Origin of the sequence: Kitasatospora sp. NPDC089913, assembly GCF_044748625.1 — a bacterium.
Classification (GTDB): Bacteria; Actinomycetota; Actinomycetes; order Streptomycetales; family Streptomycetaceae; genus Kitasatospora.
The window spans coordinates 27,795-40,507 of record NZ_JBIVGI010000016.1 but is presented as its reverse complement, the minus strand read 5'-3'; the positions used below and the strand labels follow the sequence as shown (position 1 = coordinate 40,507).

The 12,713-nt window shown below is 74.6% G+C and carries 13 protein-coding genes; 4 read left to right on the top strand and 9 right to left on the bottom strand.

What is annotated here, in order from left to right; translation table 11 throughout:
* Window positions 1–164 precede the first annotated feature (164 nt).
* The 3 genes from ACIPYS_RS23750 to ACIPYS_RS23740 all read right to left on the bottom strand — a co-directional run bounded on the left by ACIPYS_RS23750 (window position 165) and on the right by ACIPYS_RS23740 (window position 4,029).
* Entirely contained in the window at window positions 165–2,165 is a 2,001-nt protein-coding gene (locus ACIPYS_RS23750) for an ATP-binding protein (protein WP_400749184.1), read from the bottom strand.
* Window positions 2,166–2,355: 190 nt separating this feature from the next.
* A complete protein-coding gene (locus ACIPYS_RS23745; RefSeq protein ID WP_400749181.1) occupies window positions 2,356–2,754 on the bottom strand; it encodes a nuclear transport factor 2 family protein in 399 nt (132 codons plus the stop codon).
* Between the two features lie 33 nt (window positions 2,755–2,787).
* Window positions 2,788–4,029 carry a cytochrome P450 gene (locus tag ACIPYS_RS23740; protein ID WP_400749178.1) on the bottom strand — a complete coding sequence of 414 codons (1,242 nt, stop codon included), beginning with the start codon at window positions 4,027–4,029 and terminating at the stop codon, window positions 2,788–2,790.
* An 886-nt stretch (window positions 4,030–4,915) separates the two neighbouring features.
* Here ACIPYS_RS23740 and ACIPYS_RS23735 point away from each other — a divergent pair.
* On the top strand, window positions 4,916–5,566 hold the full coding sequence (locus tag ACIPYS_RS23735) for an SDR family NAD(P)-dependent oxidoreductase (protein ID WP_093863032.1): 651 nt from the start codon (window positions 4,916–4,918) through the stop codon (window positions 5,564–5,566).
* A gap of 7 nt (window positions 5,567–5,573) precedes the next feature.
* On the opposite strand, the gene ACIPYS_RS23730 is transcribed toward ACIPYS_RS23735, so the two are convergent.
* From ACIPYS_RS23730 to ACIPYS_RS23710, 5 genes are all read right to left on the bottom strand, one after another.
* Window positions 5,574–6,074 carry a transmembrane transport protein gene (locus ACIPYS_RS23730; protein WP_400749174.1) on the bottom strand — a complete coding sequence of 167 codons (501 nt, stop codon included), beginning with the start codon at window positions 6,072–6,074 and terminating at the stop codon, window positions 5,574–5,576.
* A complete protein-coding gene (locus tag ACIPYS_RS23725; RefSeq protein ID WP_400749171.1) occupies window positions 6,071–6,742 on the bottom strand; it encodes an RNA polymerase sigma factor in 672 nt (223 codons plus the stop codon). The genes ACIPYS_RS23730 and ACIPYS_RS23725 overlap by 4 nt, the downstream gene beginning before the upstream one ends.
* Before the next feature lie 281 nt (window positions 6,743–7,023).
* The gene (locus ACIPYS_RS23720) at window positions 7,024–7,413 is read right to left on the bottom strand and encodes a roadblock/LC7 domain-containing protein (RefSeq protein ID WP_400749168.1); all 390 of its coding nucleotides are present in this window, start codon (window positions 7,411–7,413) and stop codon (window positions 7,024–7,026) included.
* A 160-nt stretch (window positions 7,414–7,573) separates the two neighbouring features.
* Window positions 7,574–8,473: a hypothetical protein gene (locus ACIPYS_RS23715; protein WP_400749165.1), complete on the bottom strand. Its 900-nt coding sequence runs from the start codon at window positions 8,471–8,473 to the stop codon at window positions 7,574–7,576.
* Window positions 8,470–8,829: a hypothetical protein gene (locus tag ACIPYS_RS23710; RefSeq protein WP_093863028.1), complete on the bottom strand. Its 360-nt coding sequence runs from the start codon at window positions 8,827–8,829 to the stop codon at window positions 8,470–8,472. The genes ACIPYS_RS23715 and ACIPYS_RS23710 overlap by 4 nt, the downstream gene beginning before the upstream one ends.
* Window positions 8,830–8,971: 142 nt before the next feature.
* Here ACIPYS_RS23710 and ACIPYS_RS23705 point away from each other — a divergent pair, with 142 nt between their 5' ends.
* Complete coding sequence (locus ACIPYS_RS23705; protein WP_380607236.1) at window positions 8,972–9,337, top strand: hypothetical protein; 366 nt, start codon at window positions 8,972–8,974, stop codon at window positions 9,335–9,337.
* A 497-nt stretch (window positions 9,338–9,834) separates the two neighbouring features.
* Window positions 9,835–10,494, top strand: a complete 660-nt coding sequence (locus tag ACIPYS_RS23700) for a hypothetical protein (protein ID WP_400749161.1) — start codon at window positions 9,835–9,837, stop codon at window positions 10,492–10,494.
* Between the two features lie 24 nt (window positions 10,495–10,518).
* Here ACIPYS_RS23700 and ACIPYS_RS23695 read toward each other — a convergent pair whose 3' ends face one another.
* Window positions 10,519–11,682 (bottom strand): winged helix DNA-binding domain-containing protein, encoded by a 1,164-nt coding sequence (locus ACIPYS_RS23695; RefSeq protein ID WP_400749158.1) that lies wholly within the window; start codon window positions 11,680–11,682, stop codon window positions 10,519–10,521.
* A 467-nt stretch (window positions 11,683–12,149) separates the two neighbouring features.
* Here ACIPYS_RS23695 and ACIPYS_RS23690 point away from each other — a divergent pair, with 467 nt between their 5' ends.
* Window positions 12,150–12,581 (top strand): hypothetical protein, encoded by a 432-nt coding sequence (locus ACIPYS_RS23690; protein ID WP_093863025.1) that lies wholly within the window; start codon window positions 12,150–12,152, stop codon window positions 12,579–12,581.
* Window positions 12,582–12,713 lie beyond the last annotated feature (132 nt).

Below are 12,713 nucleotides of genomic sequence, written 5' to 3'. Positions count from 1 at the left end.
GTCCGTTCCTGCGGGGCGCACCGGGTGACGACCGCGCGGCGTCCGTCCCTGGCGGGCGCGGCGCGTGACGACCGTGCGGCCGGTGGGACCGGTGACGCGGGAGGGGACGCCGAGGACCCCCGCGCCCGGGGGCACGGGGGTCGGTGGCCGCACCCGCACCCCGCTCAGCGCGAGCCGTGCAGCTCCTGCTGCCACAGCGCCTCGCACAGCAGGTCGAGCCCCTGCCGCAGATGCCGCCGGTACGTCCCGTACGGCAGGCCCAGCCGGCGGGCCGCGCCCTCCTGGGTCGGCGCGCCGGAGAAGTAGCCGGCCGTCAGGGCCTCGCGGGCACGGGCGCCGCGCGGGTCCTGGGCGAGGTCCTCCACGGCCTGCCGCAGCAGGCCCCGCAACTCCTCGACCGGCTCCTCCAGGTCGGCCGCGAGCCGGGTGCGCAGCAGGGCGCAGGCGGCGAACGCGCCCGGGTCGCGCCAGTGCGCGAACGCCTCCCGGACCGCCTGGTCGAAGGCCGTCCTGGAGACCCCGGACGGCCCGGCCCGGACCGGCACGGGCGTCGACGTCATGAGGTGGCGCAGCCAGGTCTCGACCGGCACCTGCCGCCAGTCGACGCCGAACACGCCGTAGCTGTGCGCGCCGACGCGGGGCCGGGCACCGGTGTCGGTGAGGCTGCCCCTGACCCGGGCGGCCCAGGTGTCGGCGTCGCGCCAGACCGCGAAGCCGTAGGCGCGGGCCCGGGCGCGGGCGGACTCGGCCTGGGCCCGGGAGGAGCTGAGGTCGATCACCCGCGAGGGCACCTGGTAGCGCTCGGGGTAGACGGTGAAGCGGCTGACGCCGATGTGCTCGCCGGGCCGTACCGGCGCGGTGGCCTCGGTGTACGCCCAGGCGGCGGCCACCACCGGGTCGGTGGCGAGGTCCTCGGGGTCGGCGGGCGCGGAGAGGGCGAGCCGGGCCGTGAACGCCACCACCCGGCCCGTGCTCACCAGCCGGTAGACGCTGAACGCCTCGGGCTGGCGCCGTGCCCAGTAGCGGACCAGTCCGGCGGACTCCGGCCCCTCGGTCTCGGTGGCCATCCGGAGCACCGTGTCGAGGTCGTCGGGGTGCAGCGGCCGGTCGTGCACCTCGTCCTCGCGCGACCAGGTGCGCAGCCGGGCCACCAGCTCGCCGTCCCGGAACAGGTGGAGGAGCTCGTCGGTGACGGTCCAGACCTGTTCCTCGGGGGCCTCGCGCAGCAGCCGCAGGTACTCCTCGGCCAGCCGTCGGCGCACCTCGGCGAAGGCGTTGGGGGCCCGCCAGCGCAGGTCGGCGGCGAGGGTCTCGCGGGCGGCGTCGTGCGGGTACAGGCCGCGGTGGCCGGACTCCATGAACGGCAGGCTCCGGAGCCAGCCGAAGAGCCGGTGGGCGTCCTCGTCGGGCAGGACGGCGGCGAGCAGTTCCTCGGAGGTCGAGTAGGCCTGCGCCGCCACTTCCAGGGCCCGCCGGTGGGCGGCCGTCGGCACCTCGCCGACCAGGCCGGACAGCAGGGTGCGCAGAACGTCGGCGGAGGGCGCCCAGACACCCTCGCGGCTCCAGTCGTCCTCGCCGGCGGCGGCCGCGAGGGAGAGCGCCAGCGGGTTGCCGCCGGCGAACCGCAGGACGCGTTCGCGCAGTTGGGGCGGCACCCGGGCGGCGCCCAGCAGGCTGCGGGCCTGCGTCTCGGAGAAGGGGCCGAGTTCGAGCACCCGGAGCAGCCCGGACCAGGCGGGGTCGGCGGTCCACTGGGGCTGCGGGGCGAGGCGCCCGGCCAGTACCACCAGGGTGTCGTCGGCGGCGCGGGGCAGGAAGCGCTGCCACAACCACCCCTCCAGCCACTGGCAGTGCTCGAAGGAATCGACGAACAGGACCGTGCCGGGGACGTCGAGGAACGGCGCGGCGGCGCGTTCGAAGTCGGCCGGGTCGCGGCCGACGAAGCGGCCGTCCAGCTCCAGCAGCAGCCGGCCGGTCGACCTGGCGTGGTCGGCGAGGCGGCGCAGCAGGGTCGACTTGCCGATGCCGCCCGGGCCGAGCAGGTAGAACGCGAACGGCGCCCGCGGGTCGCCGGCCAGTGCCCGGGCGAAGCCGTCGAACTCCTCCTCGCGGCCGACGAAGGCCTGGGTCCGCGCGCTGCTCAGTCTCTGCTTGACGGAGGCCATATGACGGCTCCCCTCCCCTCGTGCCGGCGCCGGGTCGCGGCGGCCGCCGTCGTGACGGCCGCCGTCGTGACGGCCGCCGTCGTGACGGCCGCTGTCGTGACGGCCGCTTTCGTGACGGCCGCTTTCGTGACGGGGCGCGCCGGCGTGACGCGGCCCCGCGCCCCGTCCGCGTGGTCCGATCCGCGCGGGCTCACCTGATCGATCCCAGGTCGCGGTCGTCCTCGTCCCCGGTGAGGAGCAGCGTGGTCTCCTCGACCCGCTCGAACCGCCCGTCGGCGGCGAGTTCGGCGAACAGGTACACCTCGATGCGGGAGGTGCGGCCGTCGTTCCTGGTGACGGTGACGGTGTGGCGGTCGGCGTAGCGGGTGCCGTCGCGGAGTTCGTCGTGCACCTCGACCCGGCCCTCGCGCACCAGGGAGCGCAGCTTGGCGATGTGCTCGACGAAGCCCGCCCGGTCGCTCCACACCCCGTTGGTGCGCTGCCGGTAGTCGGGGGTGAAGTGCCGGGACACCGCTTCGTCGAGCGGGAGGTCCGGGTCCGGGGCGAACAGCAGGTCGTCGAGCGCCCGGCCGATGTCGGTGGTGGTCATGGCGGTCGTCCTCCAGGAGGGTCGGGAGCGGGATCAGTGGTGGTTCGGGAGGGCCGCCGGGCCGCGGACGGGGGTGAAGTCCAGGGACAGCGCGACGGGGCCCCGGGTGTAGAGGCCGCTCTCCCGGTAGCCGGAGCCGGGGGTGGGACGGACCTCGTCCAGCAGCGGCAGCAGCAGCGCGGCCACCGTCTCGATCTCCGCGCGGGCGAAGGCCGCGCCGACGCACTGGTGCAGGCCGGTGCCGAAGGCCAGGTGCTGGGCGGCGGCGGTGAACGAGCGGGCGGCACCGAGATCGGGGCGGTGCAGGTCGAAGCGGTCCGGGTCGGTGAAGGCCTCGGGGTCGCGGTTGGCGGCGCCGATCATGCAGAAGACGGTGGCACCGGCCGGGACGACGGTGCCGGCGAACCCGGTGTCCCGCTCGGCCTGCCTGGGCACCAGCTGGACGGGCGGGGTGAACCGCAGGGTCTCGGCGATGGCGGCGGGAAGCAGCGACGGGTCCCGGCGTACGTCCGCGAGCTGCTCCGGGTGGTCGATCAGGTGCTTGAGGAGGAGGCCGAGGGTCTTGTCTGCGGGCTCGACGGCGGCCACCAGGACGTTCACGATCAGCGCGACCACCTCGCGGGTGCTCATCGCCACGCCGTCGAACTCGGCCACGCAGAGCGCGGATATCAGGTCCGCGCCGGGGTGGCGGCGGCGCCGTTCGACGATCGGGGTGAGGTGGGCCTCCAGCTCCCCGGCGAGTTCCAGGCAGACCCGGCGGCGTTCCTCGGTGAGGGTGACGGCGGTGACGAACTCGCCGACCCCGGCCACCCATCCGGCGACCCGCCGCCAGTCCTCCCGGTCCAGGCCGAGGACGTCCAGCGCGGCCCGGACGGCGAAGGGCTTGCCGAAGTCGTTGACGAGGTCCATCCGGCCCCGGGCGAGCAGGGGCTCGAGGAGTTCGACGGCGTTGGCGCGGAAGGTGCGCACCTGCTCCTGGAGCGCCGGGCCGGTGAACGCCCGCACGACGATCCGCCGCTTCGCGGTGTGCTCCGCCCCCGTCATCTGCGCCAGCACCGGGCCGCGCATCACCGGCTCGGCACGGACCTGCAGCGTCTCGGTGGTGAACGCCTCGTGGTCGGTCAGCACCCGGCGGACGTCGCGGTGGCGGGAGAGGAACCAGGCGTCGACGGCCGGCTCGTGGTGCACCGGCGCGTGCTCGCGCAGCCGGCCGAAGTGCCGCTCGGGCGCGGCGGCGAACTCCTCGGACAGGATGCTGAAGCGGGTCTCGGCCATGGGGCGGGGCGGGCCTCTCGGGGGCGGGCGCCCGGGGGCGCGGGGACGACGAGGTGCTCGGGCGGCGCGGGGCGCCGGTGGCGCGGGGCTAGGGGGACGCGAACTCGAGTCGTTCGATGCCCTGATGACGAGTGCTCGGGTGACGTGCGCTCGGGTGACGGGTGCTCGGTCGACGTGAACGGTCGGCACGGGGAAGCGGCGACGCTCCGGGCCGACGGCGTGCGCGGGGCCGAGGGCCGTGCGCGGGGCCGACGGCGGGGCGCTCAGGCCGGGGTCAGGGGGAACGAGGATCTCCGGCGGCCGGGCCGGCCGGAGGCGGCGGGAGGACGCGGACGACGGCCCGGGGCTCCGCACGGCGCGACCCGGCACCGGAGCGCCGGGCTCCGTGTCGCGGCCGTTCCGGCAACTCGCTCTCGGGGCAACGTGGTCGGTTCCTGTCTCGGGGCGGTCCCGGGGCGGCCCCGCGGCGGCCCCGGGCTGTCAGGGACGGCCCCGGGGCGGTCCGTCGGGTCCGCCGCGGGGACGGCAGCCCGTGGCCGGCCCTCCCCCGGGCGTTGACGTGGGCACTATAACCCGAAGCCCGGGCGGCGCGACCTGCGGGTTTCGGCGCCAAGGATGGTTCGTGCCGGGCCCGTTCCCGGGGTGCGGGAGGCCTGTTCCGCCGCCCGGAACGGACAGGTCCGGACATCTTCGGACAGTCGTGGGCGGCAGTGGGCGGCGGTGGACAGCCGGGCACGGCAGCGCTGCCACCCGCACCGACCGCGGTCCGGAAGGTTCCCGCGGCGGGCCGGACCACTCGCACGAGTGAACTACTGGGGCACGGGAATGTGCCTGTGAAGCCCGGGTGTTGGCGAGGTCAAGGATCGTACGAACGGGGAGAGACAGCATGGCCGGAGCAGTGATCGTGGGAGCGGGGCCGGGGATCGGACAGGCGGTGGCGCTGCGGTTCGCGCGGGAGGGCCTGCCGGTCGGCCTGGTCGCGCGGAGCGGGGCGACGGCCGAGGCGGTGGCCGGGGCCGTGCGGCGGACGGGCGGCAAGGTCGCGGTGCGCACCGCCGACAGCACGGACGAGGTGGCGCTGAGGTCCGCGCTCGACGGGCTGGCGGAGGAGCTGGGGCAGCCCGACGTCCTGGTCTACAACGCGGCGCTGATCCGGCCGGACGCCGTCGGGGAGTCCTCCGCCCGTGACCAGTTGGACGCCTGGGCGGTCAATGTGGTGGGCGCGCTGACCGCCGCCGCGCATGTCGCGCCGGGGATGGCGGAGCGCGGGCGGGGCACCGTGCTTCTGACGGGCGGCATGCCCGAGCCCGTACCGGAGTACGTCAGCCTGTCCCTCGGCAAGGCGGGCGTGCGCACGCTCGTCACGCTGCTCGACCGGACGTACGGCGCGGCGGGCGTGCACGCCGCCAGTGTGACGGTGGCCGGCGCGGTCGCCCCCGGCACCGCCTTCGACCCGGACGACATCGCGGAGCACTACTGGCGGCTGCACACCCAGCCGCGCGGGGCCTGGGAGCAGGAGGTGGTCCACGGGGGCTGACACCGGATCACGAGGTCTCCGGCCGCAAGGCATCGCGCAGGCGCAGCAGTTCGCGGTGGCGGGCTCGCGCGCGCTGCAGCGCGAGCCCGGCGGCGGCGACGAGGACGAGGCCGGTCACGGCCGTGACCAGTACCTCCACCGGGGTGCCTCGGAGCACGGCCAGCACCGTCCCCGCTCCGGCGGTCGCCGCGGCCGCCGCCAGCGCGAGCCGGCCGGCCAGCACCCGGTCCCGGGCGTACAGCGGCCGCTTCCTGGTCAGCGTCCAGGTGGCGAAGGCCGCCCAGGCGAGGCCGAGGGCGATCAGTCCGGCGAACGCGATCCGGGTGCGGACCGGCAACGGCTGCGGCTCGGTGGCCCACAGCACCGCGACCAGGGCCGCCGCGCCGCCGCCCGCCAGGCCCACGGCCAGGTTCCGCACCCGGGCGGCCAGGGAGACCTCGGCCGCGAGCGCGCGTGCCAGGCCCTCCGGCACACCGGCCCGTCCGGTGGCGGTGTTCCGCTCGCTCATGCTCCGTACCCCTTCTCGACGAGGGCGCTCCGCAGCATGCGGCGGGCCCGGTGCAGTCTGCTCTTGACGGTGCCGGTGGGGACGCCGAGGACGTCGGCGCACACGGCCAGCGGAAGGTCCTCCAGGTGGAAGAGGATGAGTACCTCACGCTCCTGCGGCGGGAGGTCGACGAGTCCTGCCTCCACCTGCATGGTGGTGAGGACGTCGTCGAGCAGCTGGTCGGCACCGGCACCGGTCCCGGCCCTGAGCTCCGCTTCGGCATCCGCCGCGGCACCGGGGCCGGTGGCCCCAGCGCCGGTCCCGTCCCCGGTCCAGGTGGCCCACGGCCGTGCGGCGGTCTCCAGCGCCTGGTACTCCTGCCGGAGGTGATTGGTGAGCGTGCGCCGGGCGATGGTGAACAGCCACGGCGCGAACCGCTCCGGCTGCCGGAGCCCGGGCAACCCGCGCACCACGGCGACCCATGTCTCCTGAGCGAGGTCGTCGGCGAGGTGCGGGGAACCGCCGGACACACCCCGCAGGTAGCGCCGGAGCGGCGCGTGCCAGACGTCGACCAGCTCGCCGAACGCGTCCCGTTCGCCCAGCTGGCAGCGCACCACCAACAGCGCGTCGCGCCGCCGGTCGCCGCCGCCTGCTCCACCGGCATCTCCTCCGGCGTCTTCGCCGCCCATCGCGCCTCCCTCTCCTTCTTCCCGGTCCGTCCGCCTCACCAGGACAGTCGGCGATTCCGGCGGAAAGGTTCGCGGAAGCGCGGGCGGGCGCGGCGGGCGGGCGCGGCGGGCGAAGGCGGCGGGCGGAGGCGGCGTCACGGGCCGGGGTGGCACAGCGCGCGAACGCCCGGCGGAATGCTTCCGGCCGGGCGCAACGCGTCTGCAGGTACCGGGCGGCCGCCCGCGCGGGCGCAGAGGAGGAAGGCGCAGCGGTGGAGACCCGGCGGTGGTGGGCCGGCGGCTCAGCCCACCGGGACCATGCCCAGCAGCTCGGCCAGCCGTCGGACCGTGGCGGGCGACTCGCGGTGCAGTCCGGCGAGGTCGAGGCCCTCGTCGCCCAGGACCATCAGCAGCGCCCGGTCCCCGATCGCCAGCACCACGACGTAGCCGCCGTCGCAGCGGGTGACCACCTCCCGCAACCCGCCCACGCCGACCTCGGCGGCGGTGCGGCGGCCGAGACCGAGCATCGCCGCCGACAGGGCCGCGGCCGACTCGGGGTGGACGGCGGCCGTGTCGGCGGCCACCAGCAGGCCGTCGGCGGTGGAGACGACACTCTCCGAGATGCCCATGACCCGCTCACGAAGGGACTTCAACTCGTCGACCAGCACGGCGGTCGGCGTCTGGCTGCTCATGGTGCGCTCTTCTCGGTCGTCACTGTCATCGCTGTCATCGCTGTCGTCACTGCCGTCGTGCTCGTCACTGTCGTCACTGCCGTCGTGCTCGTCGCGGTCGTCACTGCCGTCGCGGTCGTCACTGCCGTCGTGCGCGTCGCGGTCGTCATGGGCGGCCGGGTCATTGCGGAGCGCCCGGCGAGCCCGCTCCGCCCGGGGTCCGTGCGCCGGGGACGCGGCGCGGCAGGGGCCGTCCGGTGTCGGCCGGGAGCGGTTCGCCCGGCGCTGTCCGGGGGGCGACGCTCGGCGCCATCGGGACGGTGTCGGCCGGTTCCCGGTGGAGCAGCTGCCGGGCGTCCATCCGGACGAGGTCGAGCAGCACCGCGAACACGCCCCGCCCCAGTGCGAAGCCGATGTCGCGCGCGGTGCGGCGGCCGGTCGCGGCGGCCAGGATCTCCCGGTGGCGGGCGGGCATCCGGACGACAACCCCTGCCGGCACTGCGGTGGGCCGGATCCGGGTGCGGGCCAGTTCGCCGGGCGGGCCCCAGGCACGGGTCAGCAGCGCCGTCCGGCGGGCGGTCTCCTCGAAGAGCCTCTTCGGCTCGATCCCGGGCCGCAGCGCGAGCCCGGCGGGCGGGGCGGCTGCGACGGTCTCCCAGGCCCCGGGCGGGCTCAGCACCAGCGCGAAGGCACCGTCGAAGACGGCGGAGGCGCAGACCGCTTCGAGTTCGGCGGCGCCGATCGAGCCCTGCGCGACCAGGGCCGCGCCGAGGTCGCCGGCGCCGACGGAGGAGGCGGTCGTCTCCGCCGCCGCCCAGTCCGCCTGGCCGATGCGCCCCGACTTCAGCAACAGCGTCTCGGCGGTCGGGGCGCCGGGGGTCTCGATCGCCGTGATCAGACCGTGCTCCAGGTGGATGGTGCCGCCGGGTGCGCTGGAGACGACGACCGAGCCGGTGAAGTCCTGGTCCCGCAGTGCCAGCAGGTGCGCGGGCACATTGCGGACGGCCGGACGCCGGCCGGAGTGGGCGCGGTCGTGGGCGTGGGCACGGTCGTGAGCGTGTGCGTGGAGGTCCGGACTCATGACACAAAGCCCCGTGCGCCGTCCGCGGTCTGGCGCAGCGCCAGTGCCAGGTTGACCCGCGTCCGGTCCAGCACGGTGGCCAGCAGCAGCGGATCGCCCTGACGGGGCAGCACCTGGACCACCTCGTGGTGCCGGGTGCTGGTGACGACGACGCTCTCCAGCTCCCCGTCGGCCCCGGCCTCGCACAGCCGGTCGCCGATCAGGGCGGCCAGCTCCGCCAGTTCGGCCCCGGGGCCGAACAGCCGTTGGTCGCCGACCGCCCCGTAGGTGAGGCCGGTGGCGGCGTCGACGAGCGCGGCGCCGAGCACGCCGGTGGAGCCGAGCACACCGGAGAGGGAGGCTTCGAGTGCGCGCACCGGTACCCCTTCGTGTTCTGAACTGTTGGCAGCGTACTTTATTCCATCATTTCCGCGACGGGGCCGATGCGGGGGACTTCTTGCTACTTTGTTCCCGCACACGGGAGTTCTGCCCCGCAGTTACGCAAAGGACGAACAGCGCATGAACATTGACGACGCACTCAAGGACGCGATGGCCATCGAGGGCGCGATCGGCGTCGCCGTGGCCGATCACGAGAGCGGTATGTCACTCGGTTTCCTCGGCGGGGGGCCGGAGCTCGACCTGGAGGTCGCGGCGGCCGTCAACACCGAGGTCGTGCGGGCCAAAGTGCGGGCGCTGGCCGCGCTGTCGATCGACGACGTCATCGAGGACATCCTGATCACCCTGGGCGGCCAGTACCACCTGATCCGCCCGCTCACGAGCAGCCACGGCTCGCTCTTCCTCTACCTGGCACTGGACCGCTCGCGCGCCAACCTCGCGCTCGCCCGGCACAGCCTCAAGCGCATAGAGACCTCGCTCCAGGTCTGAGCGGTCACCCGGTCCGCTCCCCGATCCGCTCCCCGGTCCGGCGTCGTTCCGCCGTTCCGGAATTCCGCGCCGGACGAACGCGAAGCGTGATGAACCGGCCACGGCGCCACGGCCGTAGGAATTGGTCCGCGAATAGCCGCAGGTACACCTCAATCATCGAATTTCGTAATCCTTCGGTGACTGGGCGTCATTCTCGCGGCATCCGGTCGCGCCGGCCGGCGGAGTGGAAAGTCGGCACCGTCGACGTTCCACTCCGAGCGGCGGACGGACGGCCAGGAATTCGCCGGGCAATTGATCGGCTTCGCGGAGTGACCGGGCGGCGCAGCTCCCCGGACCGGCACATCTCGCCGCCGTGTCCCGCCCGCACCGCCGAACGTCCACAACTCCGTCACAACGACGCCGAGTTGCTCCCCGGCGACCGGCGGCTCCGGCAGCATCCCTACTGGGCACCGGGGCGGTGCCGGGGCGCGATCGTGGGGGCGGCGATGGAGACGTGGATGAGGGATCCGGGGGCGCCCGGCGGCAACCGGCGGGCGCGGGCCTCCCTGCCGACGGGCGCCCTCCTGGTCCAGGGGTTCCTCGTGCTGGCGGGGCTGGCCGTCACCGTGCTCGGCTTCGGACTGTTCCTCGACGTCCACGACGAGATGCACGGCTACCGGACCGCCCCGGTCTGCGACGCGGCCGCCGAGCCGGGGCCGGACTGCAACCGCTACGAGACCGGCAGGGTGACGGCGCGGAAGGACAACGGCGACCACTGGCTCACCGTGGCGCGCGAAACCGCATCCGCGGGCATGTACAGCGTCGACCAGGACTTCTACGACGACGTGCAGATCGGTACGAGCGTGCGGGTGACGGTCTTCCGCGCACGAGCGGTCGAGATCTCCTACCGCGGGCACCGCGCCGACACCTTCCGGGACCCCCACCTGCCCGCCCTGGAGGTGGCCGCCCTGGTCACGGTGGGGTCGGCCCTGACGGTGAACGGCCTGGCCCGGTCGCGCAACCGTGACGCCGGCCTGGGCTCCGGACCCGGCATCGGCCTGCTCTCCTTCATCGGCGCCTCCGTGCTGCTGCAGGGGCCGCTGCCGTTCGTGGCCACCCTGGGCATCCCGCTCGCCGGTTGGATCGCACTGATCGCCACCGCAGCCACGTTCGTCTGAGCCCCGCTGTCACCCGGCAGCCGCTCAGGCCCCGGACAGCAGCCGGACCTCGGCACCGTCCGACCGCGCACCCGGCTTGCTCCACCAGTGGTCGTACCGGCGGTAGACGTGCGGTTCGCGGTCGGCGAGCAGTGCCGTCAGCGAGCGCGCCTCGGCGGCGAGCTGCTCCCACGCCGAGTCCGGCAGCGGGTGGAACGCCGTCGCCTCGACCCCGCCCTCGACCGTGCGCCACACCCCGGCCACCCGGCCGTCCACGAGCAGGGTCGGCAGCACATCGCCGTTGCGCTTGACCACCAGGGCGCGGTACTCGGGCGGGACGATCCGGCTCCGGTCGGCATGGGCCAGCAGGACGCTGTCCCACATCGCCATCAGCCGGGGCGGCACCGGCAGGTCCGCGTCCGGAACCGACGCACCCGGGAGGTCGAACAGCTCCGCACCGTCCGGCCCCTCCAGGCGCTCGACCCCGCCCTCGGCCGCCAGCACCCGCAGCGCCTCCCTGGCCCGGCCGCGCTGCACCAGCGCGAACTGCGCCACGTCCGCCACCGAGGCCGGACCGAAGCCGGCCAGGTAACGCCGCACGAGCGTCCGCAACGAGGCCGCGTACACCTCCGGATCTCCGAGCACCGGCCGGACCGGCGGGGCGACGTAGGAGAGCCGGTGGCCGAACGACCAGTGCCCCTCCCCCGGTGCGCGCAGCAGCGGCGCCACCTGGCGCAGCCCCCACCAGGCCGGCGGCGCCGCTTCGGCCCCGAGCCGCTCGGCGAGCCAGGTCTCGAACTCCGGGGCGGCGCGCGGCCGGTCGCCGAAGTCGAGCACGTCCGCGACCAGCGCGTCCCCCTCGGCGGCGGTCAGACCGGAGGCCGTGAACCGGTCGTCGCCCAGCCGGGAGCCCCGGACCGACGGATGGACGGCCTCCCGGAACGGCGCGAAGTCGTCGGCGTGCACGGCGTGCAGAGTGATCCGCATCAGCGTGGACCGCACGATCCCCAGCTCCGCGAAGGCCCGGTCGAGCTCGGCCGGGTCGAAGCCGGCCACCCGGTTCCACAGTGCGAGGTAGGGCGAGGCCGGCTGCTGCGCCTGCAGCGCGACCACCCGCCGCACCGCCTCGGCGACGCCGATCTCCTCCCGCCGCACCAGCAGTTGCCGTTCGAGGGTGGCCCGGTTGAGCTGCCCCGCGGTGATCGTCACGTCCGTACCCCTCTCGTCGTCCGCCCGCCCGGTACGCCGTCGGCGATTGTCGGACTCGGAGCCTAGCCCCCGGGTCCGACAATCCCGCCGTCGCCGAACCCCGGGCGCTCCTCCGGGCCGGGACGAATCGACGCCACGATTCGTCGGCGAATCCCGTGGAGCGGAAACCCGGAATGCGGCACCACCACCCGGCAGGGCGCCGACATGCCCGGACCGCACCGCCGCCCACCAGGGCTTCCGCGCTCGGCGCGGCCCGTCACAGGGGGGGATCTGTCGCTCCGTGACGCTCCGGTGACCGAAGTCCGGAATTGGCCGGGACAACTCAAACGTTCCTGCCGGACATGGCTTGACGATAAGTCATCGCACCACGGATACTCCGTTTGCCCTCGATGATCAACGCCTGCGGCGGGTGGGCTCTCCACCGGATCGCGGGGCATTCCGACCGCTCGTCCGAAACGGGGTTGTCCATGAAGATCCGCAACAAGGTCGCCGCCGGGGTGCTCTCCATAGCCGCCCTCGGCTTCGCCGTCGCCACCGCCGCGCCCGCCTCCGCCTCCAGCGGCGGGTGCGCCTCGTACGACGCCTGCCTGTTCTACAGCCCCAACTTCCAGGGCGCCTACTTCGGCGACGGCGACGGCAGCAGCCGCGGCTACGAGACCTACCAGGTCAACTCCACCTACACCTTCGGCGGCGGCGGCGCCGGCAACGGCCAGTACGTCCGGAACAACGCGGCTTCGGTCTTCAACTACAACCAGAACTACAGCGTGACGATCTACTACAGCCCCGGCGGCTACGGCGTCAGCCAGTACATCAAGCGCGGCACCGGCGCCAACCTGATCCCGCAGCTGCGGAACAACAACGCCTCGCAGTGCTTCGACTACTTCGAGGCCTGCCGCTGACCTCGGGTCGGCCCGCGATTCCCCTGGCGGTGGGGGGGCGCCCCCCCCCCCCCGCCGCCCCCCCCCCCCCCCCCCCCCCCCCAAAAAAAAAAAAAAAAAAAAAAGCCCCCCCCCCGGCACGGGGGGCGGAAA

Excerpts from the sequence above, each read along its gene's own strand:
- ACIPYS_RS23750 (WP_400749184.1), bottom strand. The coding sequence starts at position 2,165 with ATGGCCTCCGTCAAGCAGAGACTGAGCAGCGCGCGGACCCAGGCCTTC.
- ACIPYS_RS23745 (WP_400749181.1), bottom strand. The coding sequence starts at position 2,754 with ATGACCACCACCGACATCGGCCGGGCGCTCGACGACCTGCTGTTCGCC.
- ACIPYS_RS23740 (WP_400749178.1), bottom strand. The coding sequence starts at position 4,029 with ATGGCCGAGACCCGCTTCAGCATCCTGTCCGAGGAGTTCGCCGCCGCG.
- ACIPYS_RS23735 (WP_093863032.1), top strand. The coding sequence starts at position 4,916 with ATGGCCGGAGCAGTGATCGTGGGAGCGGGGCCGGGGATCGGACAGGCG.
- ACIPYS_RS23730 (WP_400749174.1), bottom strand. The coding sequence starts at position 6,074 with ATGAGCGAGCGGAACACCGCCACCGGACGGGCCGGTGTGCCGGAGGGC.
- ACIPYS_RS23725 (WP_400749171.1), bottom strand. The coding sequence starts at position 6,742 with ATGGGCGGCGAAGACGCCGGAGGAGATGCCGGTGGAGCAGGCGGCGGC.
- ACIPYS_RS23720 (WP_400749168.1), bottom strand. The coding sequence starts at position 7,413 with ATGAGCAGCCAGACGCCGACCGCCGTGCTGGTCGACGAGTTGAAGTCC.
- ACIPYS_RS23715 (WP_400749165.1), bottom strand. The coding sequence starts at position 8,473 with ATGAGTCCGGACCTCCACGCACACGCTCACGACCGTGCCCACGCCCAC.
- ACIPYS_RS23705 (WP_380607236.1), top strand. The coding sequence starts at position 8,972 with ATGAACATTGACGACGCACTCAAGGACGCGATGGCCATCGAGGGCGCG.
- ACIPYS_RS23700 (WP_400749161.1), top strand. The coding sequence starts at position 9,835 with ATGAGGGATCCGGGGGCGCCCGGCGGCAACCGGCGGGCGCGGGCCTCC.
- ACIPYS_RS23690 (WP_093863025.1), top strand. The coding sequence starts at position 12,150 with ATGAAGATCCGCAACAAGGTCGCCGCCGGGGTGCTCTCCATAGCCGCC.